We start from the raw sequence: 18,704 nt of genomic DNA, 5'->3' as shown, positions 1-18,704 counted from the left end.
CCGCCCGGCCCGGCTCCACACGGAGCCGGGCCGGGATGTGCGCCAGCCGACGAACTGCCGTAATAGCGCTTTGACAGCGCCTGCTTTTCCCGGAAAATCCGCACCTCGCTCACAGGGAAGAAGCAGTCTTGAACGCTATCCACGAGGCCGCCCGGCACATCAGGGACGCCATCCGCACCGCCACCACCGGCCTTATCGGCCGCAACCAGCTCGCCGAACTCATCGTCCTCGCCGCCGTGGCCCAGGAGCACCTGCTGGTGGTCGGCCCGCCCGGCACCGCCAAGAGCGCCGTGGTGCGCCGCGTCGCCCAGGCCATGGGCGGGCGCTATTTCGAATACCTGCTGGGGCGTTTCACCGAACCGTCGGAACTGTTCGGCCCGGTGGACCTGCGCAAGCTGCGCGAAGGCACCGTGGAAACCGACGTCAGCGGCATGCTGCCGGAAGCCGACATCGCCTTCCTCGACGAGGTGTTCCTCGGCTCCACCGCCATCCTCAACACCCTGCTCGGCGTGCTCAACGAACGGCGCTTCCGCCGTGGCCACACCCAGCTCGACTGCCCGCTGCGGGTCTGCGTCGGCGCCGCCAACGGCCTGCCCGAGGACGAGGCCCTGGCCGCCTTCGGCGACCGCTTCCTGCTGCACCTGTTCGTCGAGGCGGTGCCGGACCACCAGCTCGAAGCCATGCTCGCCGGCGGCTGGCAGGCCGAGCAGACGCCCATCGTCGGGCAGCACAACCTGGGTTACCTCGACACCCTCGGCCGCGCCATGAAAACGGTGAACCTGGACGCCGCGCGCCCGGCCCTGGCCGATGCCATCCGCCGCCTGCGCCAGGCCGGCGTGCAGCTCTCGGACCGGCGCATCGTCAAGTCCCAGCGCCTGATCGCCGCCGCCGCGCTGCTCGGCGGGCGCCTGCACGCCACCGAGGCCGACCTCTGGCCGCTGCTCTACGTGCTGCCGACCCAGGAGGCGCAACAGCACGGCCGCGAGGTGCTGCGCGAGCTGTTCGCCCATGCCAGCAACGACAACCTGTTCAACGCCGTGGAAGAAGCCACCCTGCAGCCGCTGTCGCGGGTCAGCCGCCTGGCCGAAGAGGCCCGCGCCTGCCTGGACGACGCCCAGGGCGCGAGCGTGGAAGCGGTGCTGCGGGAGATCGACGCCAACTTCCTCGCCGACGCCCTGCCGCCGATGCTGGCCGAGCTGCGTGAGCGCCTGGTCGCCCGCCTCGCCACACCCGCATGAGCCCCCTGAAGCAGGCCTGGCGCTGGCAACCCCGCGCCCAGGCCCTGGAACCCCGTGCCGCCGTGGCCTGGGGCGAAGCCGCCCGGCGCCTGCATGCGCGCCTGTCAGCCCTGCCCGATGAACAGCTGGCGAGCCTGCACGCCACCGCCAGCGATGACCTGCTGGTGGTGATCGGCGAGCCCGCGGCCCTGCCCTGGGTGGACGGCATCGACTACGCCGCCCCTTGCGAGCTGGCCCCCGAACTCTGGTTGCCGACCCGGCTGAGCCCCGATGCGCCGCTGGACCTGCTCGCCCGCGCCCTCACCCGGCGCCACGGCCGCGCTCCCCTGCTGCTCTGGCCCACGCCGGCCAGGGCGGTGCCGCTGGACCGCCAGCTGCCGCTCTCCGAGGGCCACCTGGCGCGCATCCTCGACCACTGGCAGGAACGCTGACCATGCAATTGCCCGACGCCCTGAAGCCCTGGCACCCCCTGCTGGAAGGCGTGGCTCCGGAACTCGCCGAACAGCTCGCCGCGATGCTCGGCCGCCTGCAAGCCCTGGTCGGCCCCTTCCGCGAGCGCACGCCCAACGGCCCGCCCGAACCCGATGGCCTGGGTGACCTGCAACGACGCGGGCCCTATGAGCGGCTGCTCTCCAGCGAATGGCTGCTGGCCGACGAGATTCCCGATGAATTCCTCCGCCGCGCCGCCGGCGGCGAGCACCTGTTCCTCGCCCCCCAGCAGCGTGCACGGCACAGCAGCCGGCTGATCGTCGCCCTGTTCGACGCCGGCCCCCGACAACTGGGCGCACCGCGTCTGGCCCACCTGGCGATGCTGATCCTCCTCGCCCGCCGCGCGCGGGAAGCCGACGGCGAGCTGCGCTGGGGCATCCTCCAACGCCCGGCCTGGCATGAGGGCCTGCAAGGCCCCGCCGACCTCAACCGGGTGCTCGAGGCACGCAGCTGGACGGCTGCCGAACCCGCCCACTGGCAAACCTGGCAGGCCATGATCGAGGCGCTGCCGACGGAGCCGGACGAGCGCTGGCTGATCGGCGGTACGGCCGAAGACGCGGGCATCAGCCACGGGCTGCAGATCACCACCCACCTCGATGGCAAGGCGCTGGAGGTCGCCCTGCAACAGGCCCGCAGCCGTCGCAGCCTGGACCTGCCGCTGCCGCCACCCGCCATCGGCAAGCGCCTGCTGAGCGGGCAGTTCGGCCTGATGACCCTGCCCGGGCCACAGGCACTCGCCCAACCTGGGGTGCTGCACGCCCCGCGAGTGGCCCTGACCCTGCCGCCGGTGATCGCCCGCTCCGGGCAGATGGTGGCGCTGACGCTACTCGACCAAAAGGGCGCGCTGGTGTTCAAGCTGCCACCGCCCCACGGCAAAAAGAACATCGTCACCAAGGTGCGCCGGCAGAACTGGCCCGCCGGCAACCAGCCGCTGGCCATGGCCTTCCAGGGCAAGAGCCTCGGCGCCATCGTGGACACCGGCGCTTACTTGCGTTTCTGGCAGTTGCAGGGCTTCGGCGCCATCAAGCGCCCGCCGCTGGAGGAGCTCAAAGCCCCACCGGGCACCGCCAACCTGCTGCCGCTGGCCCTGGTCAACAGCAATCACAACGGCCAGCGCCTGTACCTGCTGGATGCCGCCGGGCACCTGCTGTACTGGAACCGCGACAAGCAGGCCGCGAGCCACGAACCGCCGCCCCTGCATCGGCTGGACTCCGATGTGCTGGCCATGGCCAGCTTCGGGGACGGCCGGCTCTACTACCTGTACAAGCGCGACCAGAGCGTCGTCCTGCAGGAAATGCTGTCGAGCCACCGGACCAATGTTCGCCTGCGCATCGGTGAGGCCGGCGGCACCTGCAAGGCCTTCATCGCCCGCGTCGCCAATTCGTACTCCCTGCCCGCCTGTGCCCTGCTGATGGATGCCACTCCCCATGAACAATGGCGGCTCTGCCGCCCCAAGGGGCTTCAGGGCGAAGGCGCGGAGGACTGGACACTCGATGTGCCCGGCGGCTGGAGCGCCCAAGGCCTGGTAGCCGATCGCGAAACCCAGGCCCTGTCGCTGTTGCTGATGACCAGCGACCGCAAGGGCCTGAGCCTGTACGACGGCAGCACCCATTGCAGGTTCTTCGATTCCCCCGATCCCATCGCCCGCCTCAGCGTCTGCCCCGCCAGCGGCCTGGTAGCCATCCTCACCCACGCCCGCGAGCTGGTGGTGTATTGCAGCCAGCACCGAGTGGTGCGCCTGCGCGCCCAATGCACCCTGGCCGATGAGCAAGGAGCCCAGCCATGAACGCGCCGGATGCGCAGGTTCGCCAGCCGCTGCTCAAGGGCCGCCACAAGGTGGCCGGGCTCTGGCTGCCGGCCGACTGGCTGGGCGCCGAGGAACGCACGGCGTTGCTGCTGCACCACTGGCACGCCGACGCCAGCGCCTGGCGCTTCGCCGACGGCGACCTGCTGCGTTTCGCCAGCGCCCGCCCCATGGACTGCGACGGCCTGGTCGGCTGGCCGCTGCTGGCGCTGAAGAATGGAGGCCTGTGCTCTGCGGAACTGACCGCCGAAGAGCGCGCAACGCTGCCGGCCGCCGATCTCTGGCTGGTGCGTGGCGGCCGGGTGCAGGCGCTGCGCCTGGTCGATGCCCGGCGCCTGGCCCTGGAAGAGCATATCGCCCTCGACGGCTACCCGCTGCTGGACACCTACGACTGCCGTGCCATCCTGCCGCCGCCGATGCTGGAGGTGCTGCCGCCAATCAAGGACATCCACGCCATCCTCGATGGCAAGGTCAAGCCGCCGAGCCCGGAGCGCGACGCCTTCCTCAAGTCGCTGCTGCAGCAACAGGCCGCCGCCGGCCAAGGCACCGCCAGCAAACCTACCCCGCGCAAGGCCCCCTCACGCGCTGTCTCCGGCAAATCGGGGATCAGCGCCAGTTGGGCCTTCTGGCTGTCGCTGTTCGCCATCATGATGGTGGGCAACTTCATCCGCGGTGCGATGAGGCAACCAACGAACCTCCCGCCGCCCACCCTCAGCGCGGCACCGATAGTGGAAGCGCCGAGCGACGGCTCGGACACCGTGCTGATCGTCATCCTGGTGACCCTTGCGGTGCTTATCGCGATGCTGTTCTTCGCCGCGCTGCGACGCTTCTTCAAGGGCGACCCGCAAGGCTGGACCGCCCAGCCCTCGGCGCCTGCTCAAGCGGCGGCGCAGGTACCGGCCAAGGCCCCAGCCGCCCCGCCCATCAAGTCCCGCGCCACCCAGGCTCCACGCGGGCCGAGCGCCTGGCGGCGCTTCCTCACCTCCCTGGCCATCACCTCGAAGTTCAGCGAGTTGCTCAACCGCCGCCAGAGTGCCTACATGCGGCGCATGCTGAAGATGTTCGAGGAAGGCGACATCGCCGAAGCCCTGCGCCACGCGCTGCCCCTGGGCGGCGAGCAGGGCGACCTGGGCCAGGCCTTCGGCACGCCGACGCGGCGTGACGATCTCGACCTCGGCAAGCGCACGGGCCCGGGCACCGCCATCTCCCTGGGCGAGGACCTCGAAGCGCACCTGCGCACGCTCTATCGTCAGCACTTCGAGAAGCTCGACCGCGAGGGGCGCATCGACGAGGCGGTGTTCATCCTCGCCGAGCTGCTCAAGGCTCGCCAGGAAGCCCTGGACTACCTGGAGCGCCACCTGCGCTTCCGCCAGGCCGCCGACCTGGCGCTGGCCTGGGACATGCCGGCCGACAGCATCGTGCGCCTGCACTGCCTGGCCGGCGACTGGCGCACCGCGCTGCAGGTGGCGCGCCGCGACAACGCCTTCGCCAATGCCGTGGAAATGCTGGAGAAGAAGTGGCCCCAGGCCGCGCAGCGCCTGCGCCAGGACTGGGCCGAGATGCTGGTGGCCCGGGGCGACTGGCTGGAAGCCGTGGACGTCATCTGGCCGCTGCCGGACAAGCAGGAACTGGCCGCCCAGTGGCTGCTGTGCGCCGAGGAAGCCGGCGGCGGCCTCAGTGCCGAAGCCCTGGTGAAGCGCGCCGTGCTGCTGCCCGACACCCTGGATGCCTACGCGGCACGCCTGAAGTCGCTGCGGGACGACCCGACACTGGCCGGCGAGCGCCTGGCCCTGGCCCAGGCGCTGAACCGGGTCGGCACCGTGCCCCGCACCCGCAGCAACGAACAGCTGCAACGGCTGGCGCGGCTGGTACTGCCGCCCCTGCTGGAAGACCACGCCCGAAGCCGGGTCAACCTGTCGCGGCGCGACCTGCAGAGCCTGCTCAACCTCAGCCAGGACAAGCTGCTGCAAGCCGACCTGCCGCCCAAGGGGCTGCCGGAACAGGACGCCTCGCCATTGCTGCAACAGAACCCGCCGCTGCAGTGGCAGGCTCCGCCGGCCGGCCAGAGGGCCATCCTCGACGCCGCGCCCCTGCCCGAGGGGCGCACCCTGGTGGCCCTGGGTGAAGCCGGCCTGGCGGTGCTGGACGACCTGGGCCGAACGCTGTTCCGCTTCGCCGAGCCCGGCCACCGCATCGTCCTCGCCCGCAACCGCCGCGCGGCCCTGGCGCTGGCCCGGCGCGACCAGGTCTGGCGCATCACCAAGCTCGACCTGGTCAGCCGCAAGGCCACCGACCTCGGCGTGCTGGCGATGGACTTTCACGCCTATGAATTCGACGGCACCTCCTGGACCATCGGCAACAGCCGCAGCGTGCGCGTGGTGGATGTCGACCGGGCCTTCGCCGTGGTCTGGCACGTCAGCGACCTGCCGGGGCACTTGCTCGCCTTCCAGGGCTGCGCCGGCTTCGAGCAATGGCTGGTGGAAGATGGCCGCGGCGGCACCGAGCTCTGGCGCTACGCCCTGCCGACGCGGCGCCTGACCCATCGCTACGAGGTGCTGCCGTCCCGCCATGAAGGGGGGTTCTACGTCCCCAACCCGGACGGTGGATTGCTGGAAGTCTGGTTCCGCGGCAACGAGGCGGGCGAGCAAAGCCTGCTGATACACACCCACGGCGGCAGCCGCGAGATCGCCCTGCCGGACGTCAGCGCGGACCAGGTCGACAAGACGAACCTCAAGCTGGCCGACGGCTGGCTGCTCCTCGGCACAGCGACGGATACGGAGATGACGCACTGGCGGCTGGTCAACCCGCGCACCCTGAAGACCTGCGCCGAGCTGGAATGGCCGTCCGACACGCCCCTGCAAAGCCGCTCCCTGGAGCACGACTGGCGGCTGTTCGACCGCACCGGGCGCCTGCTGCGCCTGGACACCCTGACCAGCGAGCTCCGTGAACTGCGCAGCTGAATAGCGGCGCGGCGACCCTCGCCGCGCCCTGCTTCAGAAACGCTCCAGCTTCGGCAGCCACACGCGGATCAGCGAGAACAGGCGCTCCAGGTCGATGGGCTTGGCCAGGTAGTCGCTGGCACCGGCGCGCATGCATTGCTCCTGGTCGTCCTTCATCGCCTTGGCGGTGACGGCGATGATCGGCAGCTTGGCCCAGCGCGGCTCCTCGCGAATGCGCCGGGTGGCTTCGAAGCCGTCCATCACCGGCATCATCACGTCCATCAGCACCAGGTCGATGTCGGGGTTTTCGTCCAGTTTCTCGATGGCCTCCTGGCCGTTGCGCGCGGTCACCACCTGGGCGCCCTTCTCGTCCAGCGCGCTGATCAGGGCGAAGATGTTGCGCACGTCGTCGTCCACCACCAGCACCTTGCGCTTCTCGAACACCTTGTCGCGATTGCGTGCGGTCTGCAGCATGCGCTGGCGGTCGCTGGAGAGGGACGACTCGACCTTGTGCAGGAACAGCGTGACCTCGTCCAGCAGCCGCTCGGGGGAGCGTGCGCCCTTGATGATGATCGAGCGCGAGTGCTTGAGCAGGTCCTCCTCCTCGTCGCGGGTGAGGTTGCGCGAGGTGTAGACGATCACCGGCGGGAAGGCGCCGAGGTCTTCGGCGGCCATGCGCTTGAGCAGCTCGTTGCCATGCATGTCGGGCAGCTTGAGGTCGATGATCATGCAGTCGAACTGGGTTTCGCGCAGTTGTTCCAGGGCCTCCTGGCCGCGCTCGGCGGTGACCACCTGGATGTCCTCGTCGCCCACCAGGCGGGCGATGCTGTCGCGCTGGGATGCATCGCCCTCGACCACCAGCACGCGCTTGACCTTCTGCGTAAGCTTGGCCTCCAGGCGCGAGAAGACGTCCACCAGCAGCTCGCGGGTGGTGGGTTTCTGCGCGTAGCCGATGGCGCCCAGGTGCAGCGCCGGCTCGGTGCGGTCGTCGGTGGAAACGATATGCACCGGGATGTGCCGGGTGCGCGAACTCTCCTTGAGCCGCTGCAGCACCGAGAGGCCGGAGTCGTCCGGCAGGCGCATGTCGAGGAGCACCGCATCCGGCCCGTGCTCGCCGGCCAGGCGCAGGCCCTCGCTGGCGCTGTGGGCCACCAGGCAGCGGTAGCCGAGTTCGTGGGCCAGGTCGTAGAGGATCTGCGCGAACTTGGGCTCGTCCTCGATCACCAGCACGCAGCGTCCGCCCCGGTGGGGCAGCTCGCGGTCGTCGGGGAAGCTCGGCGCCTCCGGCTTCTCGTCGCCCAGGCGCGGTGGCTCGGGCAACTGCACGGGCTCGACGGGGGCTGGTGCGGTTTCCTTGGCCAGGTAGTTTTCCGGCAGCCAGAGGGTGAATAGGCTGCCCTGCCCCGGCTCGCTGCTCACTTCGATGGTGCCGCCGAGCATCTCCGCCAGGTTGCGCGAGATGGACAGGCCCAGGCCGGTGCCGCCGAAGCGCCGGTTGGTGGTGCCGTCGGCCTGGCGGAAGGCCTCGAAGATGAAGCCCCGTTGCTCCTCGCTGATGCCGATGCCGGTGTCGGCGACATCGAAGGCGATGCCATTGTCGGCGGGCCGCACACGCAGGCGCACGCTGCCCTCCTGGGTGAACTTGAAGGCGTTGGAGAGCAGGTTCTTGAGGATCTGCTCCACCCGCTGGCTGTCGCTGAAGAACTGCCTGGGCGCGGCGGCTTCCACCTGCACCTCGAAGACCAGCGACTTCTCCGCCGCCTGCGGCCGGAAGAGGTTCTCCAGGCCCTCCACCAGGCGCGCCAGCTCGGTCTGCTCGGGACGGATTTCCAGGCGCCCGGCCTCGACCTTGGCGATGTCGAGGATGTCGTTGATCAGGCGCAGCAGGTCATTGCCGGAGGAGTAGATCAGTTGGGCGTATTTCACCTGCTGCTCGTCGAGGTTGCCCTTGCGGTTCTCCGACAGCAGCTTGGAGAGGATCAACGAACTGTTCAGCGGCGTGCGCAGCTCGTGGGACATGTTGGCAAGGAATTCGGACTTGTAGCGGCTGGCCCGCTCCAGCTCGTCGGCACGCCGCTGCAGCTCCTTGCGCGCCTGGTCGAGAGCGTGGTTGCGCTCGTCCAGGGTGTCGCGCTGCTCCTGCAAGCGCAGGGTCTTCTCGTTGAGCTGCTCATTGGTCTGTTCCAGCTCCGCCTGCTGGGTCTCCAGGCTGGCCTGGGATTCGCGGATCACCCGCGACTGGTCTTCCAGCTCTTCGTTGGCGGTGCGCAGCTCCTCCTGCTGCACCTGCAGCTCTTCGTTGAGCTGCTGGGTCTCGGTGAGGATGTCGTGCAGGCGCTGGCGGTAGCGCGCCGCCTCGAGGGAGGCCCCCAGGCTGCCGCCTATGGCATCGAGGAAGGCCTGGTCACGCTCATCCAGCGCCCGCAGGAAGCCCAGCTCGACGATGCCGTTGACGCTGCCCTCGGTGGCGGTGGGCGCGAGCATCACTGAAACCGGCTCGTCACTGCCCAACCCGGAGTTGACCTTGAGGTAGCTCGGCGCGAGTCCCTCCAGCACCCGGGTACGGCGCTCGACCGCCACCTGCCCGACCATCCCCGCGCCATCGGCGAAGGTCTGGTCGCGGGCCTGTTCCTCGGGGGAAAAGCCGTAATCCGCCACGCGGCGCAGCTCGCCATCCTCCTGGCGCACATAGAGCGCCCCCACCACCATGCCGAGGTACTGAGCGAGGAAATCCAGCACCGCGCGACCGATGCTGGTGGACGATTGCTGGCCGATGATGCACTCCGCCAGGCGCGACTGCCCTTCGCGCAGCCAGGCCTGCTGCTGCAGCTTCTGGTTATCGGCGAGCTGCCGTTCCAGCGTCGCGCCGTAGGTACTGGAAAGGCCCAGCAGCTCGCGCCGCCCGAAGTACGCCAGCAAGCCGCTGAAAGACAGGCTGAACAGCAGGTAGGCCGCGATGGTGAAGATCGCCGTGTTGCTGGCCCGCTCGTTGCGGTCATGACGCAGTTGCTGCTCGGCGGCGATGAACTCGGCAAAAGTCTGGCGGATGCCATCCACCAGTTGCTTGCCACGCTTCTCGCGGACGGCGGCGGTGATGTCCTGGCCGGCACGGCGCTGCTCGATCATCTGGTTGGCGAAGCGGGCCCATTGTTCCTGCATCGACTCGATGCGACGGATCTTCTCCACCTGGATGGGGTTGTCCTTGACCAGCTCGGTCAGCTCCGCCATGCGCGAATCCAGGCGCGGCCCGGCGTCCTCGAAGGGGTCGAGGAACGCGTCCTCCCCGGCGATCAGGAAGCCGCGCAGGCTGGACTCGCGGTCCAGCGTGTAACGAAAGCCCTCGTTGGCCTTGCCCATGACGATATCGGTGTGCTCGACCCAGTTGAGCACGTAGAGCAGGTAGCCGATCAGGGCGATGAACAGCGTGGCGCCGAGCACGCCGACACCAATCGGCAGGGCCACGTTGCGGGCGAGGATACGGCGGAAACTGCGTTCGTCGATGCTGGCGGTGGCGTTCATCGGCCTTCCCTGAATTGAATGCGCGAGACCCGGAAACGGGCGGCCAACGCGTCGTCGATTCCCTGGCGACCGCTGACCCGTAATGCGCAGCGCTGCGGCTGCTTGAGGAAAATGTAGCTAGTTGTGCCCGTTTCGCCCGGGAAGATCGCCCGGCGAACCCACCCGACCGGTCAAAATCGGGCCTTGCGCACTTTCGCCATCAGGAATGAGAACCGCTCATCAACTGCCGGCTTTGCGGCCTGAGCGGGTATTGGCAGAATGACGCGCGCATTGCATGGCGCTATGCCACCACCAAGGACGGAATCCTGATGCAGGACAGCACCCCTAACGAGCCAGGGCAAGGGCTCGACGCGGGCCTCGCGTGCCTGGTCATGCTCGCGCGTTTCCATAACGTCGCCGCTTCCCCCGAACAACTCGCCCACGAATTCGCCGAAGACGGCCGCCCATTCGGCAAGGCCGAGCTGCTGCTCGCCGCCAAGAAGCTCGGCCTCAAGGCACGCCCCGCCCGCAGCACCATCGCCCGCCTGGAGCGCACGCCGCTGCCGGCGATCGCCTGTGACCGCGAGGGCGGCTTCTTCATCATCGCGCGGCTGGACGACGGCAAGGCGCTGATCCACGACCCGCGCGCCCAGCGCCCGGAGGTGCTGGAGTTCGAGGCCCTGGCCGAGCGCTGGGGCGGCGAACTGATCCTGATCCGCTCCGAGGCGTCCCTGGCCGGCGAGCTGGCGAAGTTCGACTTCACCTGGTTCATCCCCGCCATCGTCAAATACCGCAAGCTGCTGGGCGAAGTGCTGCTGGTGTCCTTCGTGTTGCAGATCTTCGCGCTGCTGACGCCGCTGTTCTTCCAGGTGGTGATGGACAAGGTGCTGGTGCACCGCGGCCTGTCGACCCTGGATGTGATCGCCATCGGCCTGCTCGGCATCATGCTGTTCGAGACGGCGCTGTCGGGCCTGCGCAGCTACGTGTTCGCCCACACCGCCAGCCGCATCGACGTGGAGCTGGGCTCACGGCTGTTCCGCCACCTGGTGACCCTGCCGCTGGCCTACTTCCAGGCGCGCCGGGTCGGCGACTCGGTGGCGCGGGTGCGCGAGCTGGAGAACATCCGCAGCTTCCTCACCGGCAACGCCATCACCCTGGTGCTGGACGTGCTGTTCTCGGTGGTGTTCATCGCCGTGATGTTCTTCTACAGCGGCTGGCTGACGCTGGTGGTGCTGCTGTCGCTGCCGCTGTACTTCCTCATTTCCCTGATCATCACCCCGGTGCTGCGCGCCCGCATCAACGAGAGCTTCGCCCGGGGCGCGGAGAACCAGGCCTTCCTGGTGGAGACGGTCAACGGCATCGACACCCTCAAGGCGATGGCGGTGGAACCGCAGATCAACCGCAAGTGGGACAACCAGCTGGCCGGCTACGTGGCGGCGAGCTTCAAGACCCAGACCCTGTCGACCATCGCCAACGAGGGCGTGGGGCTGGTGGGCAAGCTGGTGACCGTGGCGACCCTGTGGCTGGGTGCGCGGCTGGTAATCGACGGCGACCTCAGCGTCGGCCAGTTGATCGCCTTCAACATGCTCGCCGGGCGGGTATCGCAGCCGATCATGCGCTTGGCCCAGCTGTGGACCAACTTCCAGCAGACCGGTGTCTCGGTGCAGCGCCTGGGGGACATCCTCAACACCCGCACCGAGCTGTCCCAGGCGGCGCGCAGTGCGCTGCCGCCGATCCGTGGCAACGTCGAGTTCGACCAGGTGCACTTCCGCTACCGCCCGGACGGCTCCGAGGTGCTGCGCGGGGTGAGCCTGAGCATCCAGGCCGGCGAGGTGATCGGCGTGGTCGGGCGCTCCGGCTCCGGCAAGAGCACCCTCACCCGCCTGCTGCAGCGTCTCTACACGCCCGAGCGCGGGCGGGTGCTGGTGGACGGCATGGACCTGGCCCTGGCAGACGTCTCCTCGCTGCGCCGGCAGATAGGCGTGGTGCTGCAGGACAACATGCTGTTCGCCCGCAGCATCCGCGAGAACATCGCCCTCACCGACCCGGGCGCGCCCATCGAGGTGGTGATGCAGGCGGCCAAGCTGGCCGGCGCCCACGAGTTCATCCTCGAACTGCCCGAGGGCTACGACACGGTGGTGGGCGAGCACGGCGCCTCGCTCTCCGGCGGGCAACGCCAGCGCGTGGCCATCGCCCGGGCGCTGATCGGCAACCCGCGCATCCTCATCTTCGACGAGGCCACCAGCGCGCTGGACTACGAGTCCGAACGCATCATCCAGCAGAACATGAAGGACATCTGCCGGGGCCGCACGGTGATCATCATCGCCCACCGCCTCTCCGCCGTACGCGATGCCAACCGCATCGTAGTGATGGACCGCGGGCAGATCGTCGAGCAGGGCACCCATGCCGAACTGCTGACCCACCAAGCCGGCCACTACTCGCGTCTGCACCGCCTGCAACAGGGCTGAGACGCATGCAACCCCGGACCGAACAAAACCACGCCCTCTTCCGCCGGGAGAGGGCCGGGGCGAGCCTCGCCCCCCATGCACGGATGCCCAGGCCATGAGCGCAAAACGCGAACTGATCAACCGCTACCGCAGCGCCTGGCGTCACGCCTGGCGCCACCGCAAGGCCATGGACGCCCCGCAGCGCCTGAGCCACGAGGTGCAATTCCTCCCCGCCGCCCTGGCCCTGCAGGAGCAGCCGCCGCACCCGGCGCCGCGCTACATCCAGTGGGCGATCATCGCCTTCGCCGTGCTCGCGCTGATCTGGGCCTGCGTCGGCGAGATCGACGTGGTGGCCACCGCCACCGGCAAGATCGTGCCCAGCGGCAAGACCAAGATCATCCAGCCCAGCGAGGTGGCGGTGGTCAAGGCGATCCACGTCTACGACGGGCAGAAGGTCAAGGCCGGCGACCTGCTGGTGGACCTCGACGCACAGATCACCGGCGCCGACGTCGACCGCCTGAAGAGCGACCTGCTCGCCGCCCAGGTGGACAGCGCCCGCGCCCGCGCCCTGCTCGACGCCATCCAGGACGGCGGCGAACCCACCTCCCTCGCCGCGCTCATCCCCGAGGCCAGCCCCGAGCAACAACTGGCCGCCCAGCGCTGGCTGCAGGGCCAATACCTGGAACTGCGCAGCACCCTCGACCAGGCCGACTCGGAGATCGACCAGCGCGTCGCCGAAATCCAGGCGGCCAAGGCCTGGGTGGCCAAGCTGGAGGAATCCCTGCCCATCACCCGCCAGCTCTCCGCCGACTACAAGCGCCTGCTGGACAAGGCCTACGTGGCCAAGCACGCCTATCTGGAAAAGGAACAGGCACGCCTCGACCAGGAGCGCGAACTGGCCATCCAGCAGGCCCGCGTCATCGAACTCACCGCCGCCCGCAGCGCCGCCGAACGCCAGCGCAACACCGTACTGGCCCAGACCCGCCGCGCCATGCTCGACCTGCAGCACGAATCCGAACAACGCGCCGCCTCCCTCGCCCAGGAGCTGAAGAAAGCCGAACAGCGCGACCGCCTGATGCGCCTCACCGCCCCGGTGGACGGCACCGTGCAGCAACTGGCCATCCACACCAACGGCGGCGTGGTCACCGAAGCCCAGCCGCTGATGGTCATCGTCCCCAGCGACCAGCCGGTGGAAGTGGAAGCCATGCTGGAGAACAAGGACATCGGCTTCGTCCACCCCGGCCAGGAGGTGGAGATCAAGGTCGAAACCTTCACCTTCACCAAATACGGCGTGGTGCACGGCACCGTGCAAAGCATCTCCAATGACGCCATCGATGACGAAAAACGCGGCCTGGTCTACAGCACCCGCATCCTGCTCAAGGAAAACAGCATCCAGGTCGGCGACAACCGCATCGAACTCTCCCCCGGCATGGCCGTGCGGGCGGAGGTGAAAACGGATAAGAGGAAGGTGATCGATTATTTCCTGAGTCCGTTGAAGGAATATCAGGATGAGAGTTTGGGGGAGCGGTGATCATTACGCCCCCTCACAAAACAATCGCGCGCCATAACAAGCTGCAGAACTATCAGAGCATTAAAAGGAATTCAAAATGTCAGGTAATTTGAATATCGAAAACAATGGCGACGGCACGCTATCCGTAACAGCCGAAGGCAATAATCACAGCGCAACAATTGAAGTTGACGCTAATGGAATAGCAAAGATCAGCGGCGATATTGGCATATTCGGCATCAGCTACGATCCCGCGACAGGCAAATACACCGAACAGGTTAACGTTCCGATTCGTGGCGGACTGGCAACGCTTCATTTCGGAAACAAGGGAACGATAGACGCAAACAATAATATCGTTTACGACTCCATGTTTATTGGTCTATCTGGAAAAGTCATTGGGGGAACTGAGTATTCCAGTGAGTTAACCGTGAGCACAGGTATTGATGAAGATGGCAATCGCGCCTTCAAATTCTCCGGCGAAGCATCTATCAGCTTCCTTGGCGGTCTCATCGAATTTAAGGGCGAGCTGGAAGATTTCTACTGGGATCCAGCTGACATGTTCGATCCTGAAGAAGATGGTTTTGTCTCAAGTGGTCTAGCAGGAAACGCTTTCTCTGCCCTGAAGAATAGGCAGGCTCAAATTGATGCAGCCATCAATGGCACCGATGCAGGCTCACAAATTAGTGTGGCCACCAACCAACACTTCAATGAAGCCAACGCCTTCGTCGAACGCCGTGATCCCCTCAGTCTCGACCTAGACGGCGACGGCATCGAAACCGTCGGCGCCAATGCAGGCATCACCTTCGACTTCGATGGCGATGGCCTGAAGACCGGTACCGGCTGGGTCAAGGGTGATGATGGCTTCCTCGTGCTGGACCGCAATGGCAATGGCAAGATCGACAATGGCGGCGAGCTGTTCGGCGTCGACACCGTCAAGGCCAACGGCCAGAAAGCCAGCAATGGCTTCGATGCGCTCAAGGACTTCGACAGCAACGGCGATGGCGTCTTCGATGCCCAGGATGCCCAATTCGCCAATGTGAAGATCTGGCAGGACGCCAACCAGGACGGCATCGCCCAGGCAGGCGAGCTCAAGACCCTGGTCGAACACAACATCGTCGCCATCAACCTGGACTCAGCGGCGAGCAACCACAACTCCAACGGCAACCTGATCAGCGCCGTCGGCAGCTTCATTCGTCGCGATGGCAGCGAAGGCACGGTCAACGCCAACCAGAGCCTGGCCGCCAACCTGGACCTGTCCAGCAATCCCTTCTATCGCGAGTTCACCGACCATACCGCGCTGGATGACACGGCCAAGGCCCTGCCAGACATGAAAGGCTCTGGCGCGGTGCGTGACCTGCGCGAAGCCTCGATGCTCAATGCCAAACTCAAGACGCTGCTGGCCACCTATTCCCAGGCGCAGACCCGCGAAGAACAGATGGGCCTACTGGATCAACTGATCGCCGAATGGGCCAAGAGCGCCGACTACAAGACCTTCGATGAACGCATCGACGCGCTGGATGACGGCACCACCGATGTGCGTTTCCAGTACTCCTGGGAGGCCAACGGTGCTCAACCGACCAAAGCACAGCAGAGCACCCAGAAGCTTCTTGAGCGTGTGAAAGCGCTCGAAGTGTTCAATGCGCAGAACATCCTCAAGTTTGGCAAGGTTGGCTCAGGCACCGATAGTCTGACGCTGTCGCTTGGTGTAGGTACCGCCAGCAGTAATAGCACCTACAGCACGGCCCAAGGCAGTGTTGTAATTGATGAGAACCACCTAGGCTTCAACGCTGGCCAGGCCAGCTTGCTTAACCAGGCCTATGAGAGCCTCAAGCAGTCCATCTATGACGGCCTGGTCCTGCAGACTCGTTTGAAACCATATGTAGATACGATTGACCTCAAACTCACGACCACTGGGTTTGAGCTTGACTACGATCGGATGCACGCACTGTTCGCAGCTACGGCGAATGACAGTCCATTCATAGCCATTAGCGACGCATTGGATTTCTCCCGAATCTGGACAGACAAGAAATCGACAGACTTACTTAAAGCGTCTTTCATTCCTGCATTAGCAGAGCAGTTGTCCGCTGAAGAACTCAATAGACTTCGTAATCAACTATCCCACGTCAACGCTCAGCACACTCAGCTGGGTAGTGTTTCCAATGACGCGCTGATCGGTACGCTAAGCAACGACTACATACTTGGGCTGGGTGGCAACGATTCCATCCTCGGCGGCTACGGCGATGACACCATCATCGGCGGCAAGGGTAATGACACCCTCAACGGCTTTGACGGCAGTGATACTTATGCCTTCAGCCTCGGTGATGGTCACGACACCCTGGCCGAGACCTTTGCAAACGGCAGCGACAACTATCTCTACACCGACGTCATTCGCTTCAACGAAGGTATCGATGTCGCCGACATTCGCATGAGCCGTGAAGGCAGAAGCCTCACCCTGCACTACAGCGCCACCGACAGCATCACGATCCCCCACTGGTACACCAATCCGTATGTGCGGATCGAGAAGGTCGAGTTCGCCGATGGCAGCAGCCGCACCATCAACAGCCTGGAAATGGCGCTCGGGGTCACTGGCACAGCCGGTGACGATGGCTTCGGGATCTATGGCAACGATGCAGTGCACTTCAAGGGCCTGGCAGGCAACGACACACTGAACGGTGCTGCCGGTGACGATATCCTCGATGGCGGTGATGGCAACGACAGCCTCAATGGCGGTGCGGGTAATGACACCCTGCTCGGAGGAGCTGGCAACGACTCCATCCTCGGCGGCCACGGCGATGACGTCCTCTTCGGTAGTTGGGGTAACGACACTCTCAACGGCCATGACGGCAGTGATACCTATGTCTTCAAGCGCGGTGATGGCCAGGACATCCTGGACGAGACCTATGAAAGCACCGCCGACAACTATCTCTACACCGACATCATTCGCTTCGGCGAAGGCATCGATGTCGCCGACATTCGCATGAGCCGTGAAGGCAGAAGCCTCACCCTGCACTACAGCGCCACCGACAGCATCACGATCCCCCACTGGTACACCAATCCGTATGTGCGGATCGAGAAGGTCGAGTTCGCCGATGGCAGCAGCCGCACCATCAACAGCCTGGAAATGGAGCTTGGGGTCACTGGCACACCCGGTGACGACGGCTTCGGGATCTATGGCAACGATCCCATGCACTTCAAGGGCATGGCAGGCAACGACACACTGAACGGTGCTGCCGGCAACGACATCCTCGATGGGGGTGACGGCAACGACAGCCTCAATGGCGGCGCCGGTAATGACACCCTGCTCGGTGGCGCGGGCAACGACTCCATCCTCGGCGGCTACGGCGATGACGTACTCATCGGCGGCAAGGGCAACGACACCCTCGACGGTCATGACGGCGGTGACACCTATGTCTTCAGCCTCGGTGATGGTCAGGACACCCTGGCCGAAACCTATGTAAACACAAGCGACAACTATCTCTACACCGACATCATTCGCTTCGGCGAAGGTATCGATGTCGCCGGCATGCGCATGAGCCGCGAAGGCAGAAACCTCACCCTGCACTACAGCGCCACCGACAGCATCACGCTCGCCGGCTGGTACAGCAATCCGTACCTCCGGGTTGAAAAGGTCGAGTTCGCCGATGGCAGCAGCCGCACCATCAGCAGCCTGGAAATGGAACTCGGGGTTGCGGGCACAGCCGGTAACGATGGCTTCGCGCCCTATGGCAACGATGCCGCGCACTTCAAAGGCATGGCAGGCAACGACGTACTGAACGGCGCCGCCGGTGACGACATCCTCGATGGCGGTGACGACAACGACAGCATCAATGGGGGCGCCGGTAATGACACCCTGCTCGGTGGCGCGGGCAACGACTCCATCTTCGGCGGCTACGGCGATGACGTCCTCATCGGCGGCAAGGGCAACGACACCCTCGACGGTCATGACGGCGGTGACACCTATGTCTTCAGCCTCGGTGATGGTCAGGACACCCTGGACGAGACCTATGAAAGTACCGCCGACAACTACCTCTACACCGACATCATTCGCTTCAGCGAAGGTATCGATGTCACCGGCATGCGCATGAGCCGCGAAGGCAGAAACCTCATCCTGCACTACAGCGCCACCGACAGCATCACGTTTACCAACTGGTACACCAATCCGTATATGCGGATAGAGAAAGTCGAGTTCGCCGATGGCAGCAGCCGTACTCTCAACAGCCTGGAAATGGAACTCGGGGTCACCGGCACAGCCGGTGACGACGGCTTCGGGATCTATGGTAACGATGCCGTGCACTTCAAGGGCCTGGCAGGCAACGACGTACTGAACGGCGCTGCCGGTGACGACATACTCGATGGCGGAGAAGGCAACGACAGCCTCAATGGCGGCTACGGTAATGACACTTACTTGTTTGCCAAAGGAGATGGCCAGGACCTGCTAGCCGATGCAGATGGCAGCGACACCCTTCTCTTCGGCCAAGGCATCTCCGCCAACGATATCTGGCTCCAACGCAACGGCAGCAACCTGGAACTGACCCTGCGCGACTCCACCGACAAGGTCACCATCAGCAACTGGTACTCGAGCACTTCGAACCATATCGAGACCATCAAGTCCGGCGACGGCAACACCCTGCTCGACAGCCAGGTGCAGAACCTGGTCAACGCCATGGCGGCCTTCGCGCCGCCTGCCGGTGGCAGCTCCAACCTGACGCCCGAGCAGAAGGCGCAACTGGAGGTGGTGATCGCTGCGAACTGGCAGTAACCGCTGAGTAAACGACAAGGCCC

General features: G+C 65.8%; 8 protein-coding genes. 7 read left to right on the top strand and 1 reads right to left on the bottom strand.

The features are described 5' to 3' along the window. The first annotated feature begins 128 nt into the window (after positions 1-128). Genes PSm6_RS21630 through PSm6_RS21615 form a run of 4 tightly spaced genes read left to right on the top strand, consistent with a single transcriptional unit; the run spans position 129 to position 6,491 of the window. Complete coding sequence (locus PSm6_RS21630) at positions 129-1,238, top strand: AAA family ATPase (protein WP_021222116.1); 1,110 nt, start codon at positions 129-131, stop codon at positions 1,236-1,238. Further along, the gene (locus PSm6_RS21625) at positions 1,235-1,669 is read left to right on the top strand and encodes a bpX5 domain-containing protein (RefSeq protein WP_043242908.1); all 435 of its coding nucleotides are present in this window, start codon (positions 1,235-1,237) and stop codon (positions 1,667-1,669) included. Before PSm6_RS21630 ends, PSm6_RS21625 begins: the two co-directional genes overlap by 4 nt. A 2-nt stretch (positions 1,670-1,671) precedes the next feature. Continuing rightward, the gene (locus tag PSm6_RS21620) at positions 1,672-3,513 is read left to right on the top strand and encodes a hypothetical protein (RefSeq protein ID WP_265168166.1); all 1,842 of its coding nucleotides are present in this window, start codon (positions 1,672-1,674) and stop codon (positions 3,511-3,513) included. Then, positions 3,510-6,491, top strand: coding sequence for a bpX6 domain-containing protein (locus PSm6_RS21615; protein WP_265168165.1), 2,982 nt, complete (start codon positions 3,510-3,512; stop codon positions 6,489-6,491). Before PSm6_RS21620 ends, PSm6_RS21615 begins: the two co-directional genes overlap by 4 nt. A gap of 33 nt (positions 6,492-6,524) precedes the next feature. Here the strand turns inward: PSm6_RS21615 and PSm6_RS21610 are convergent, their stop codons facing one another. Further along, the gene (locus tag PSm6_RS21610; RefSeq protein ID WP_265168164.1) at positions 6,525-9,989 is read right to left on the bottom strand and encodes a response regulator; all 3,465 of its coding nucleotides are present in this window, start codon (positions 9,987-9,989) and stop codon (positions 6,525-6,527) included. Positions 9,990-10,297: 308 nt separating this feature from the next. Between PSm6_RS21610 and PSm6_RS21605 the strand changes: the two genes are divergently transcribed. The 3 genes from PSm6_RS21605 to PSm6_RS30295 all read left to right on the top strand — a co-directional run bounded on the left by PSm6_RS21605 (position 10,298) and on the right by PSm6_RS30295 (position 18,681). Further along, positions 10,298-12,436: a type I secretion system permease/ATPase gene (locus PSm6_RS21605; RefSeq protein ID WP_184489449.1), complete on the top strand. Its 2,139-nt coding sequence runs from the start codon at positions 10,298-10,300 to the stop codon at positions 12,434-12,436. Between the two features lie 94 nt (positions 12,437-12,530). Then, complete coding sequence (locus PSm6_RS21600; RefSeq protein WP_043242904.1) at positions 12,531-13,946, top strand: HlyD family type I secretion periplasmic adaptor subunit; 1,416 nt, start codon at positions 12,531-12,533, stop codon at positions 13,944-13,946. Positions 13,947-14,022: 76 nt separating this feature from the next. Continuing rightward, on the top strand, positions 14,023-18,681 hold the full coding sequence (locus tag PSm6_RS30295) for a calcium-binding protein (protein ID WP_286672669.1): 4,659 nt from the start codon (positions 14,023-14,025) through the stop codon (positions 18,679-18,681). The last annotated feature ends 23 nt before the right edge of the window (positions 18,682-18,704 follow it).

Origin of the sequence: Pseudomonas solani, assembly GCF_026072635.1 — a bacterium.
GTDB classification, from domain to species: domain Bacteria; phylum Pseudomonadota; class Gammaproteobacteria; order Pseudomonadales; family Pseudomonadaceae; genus Metapseudomonas; species Metapseudomonas solani.
The sequence above is the reverse complement of the archived record's forward strand: the minus strand, read 5'-3'. Positions and strand labels throughout refer to the sequence as shown.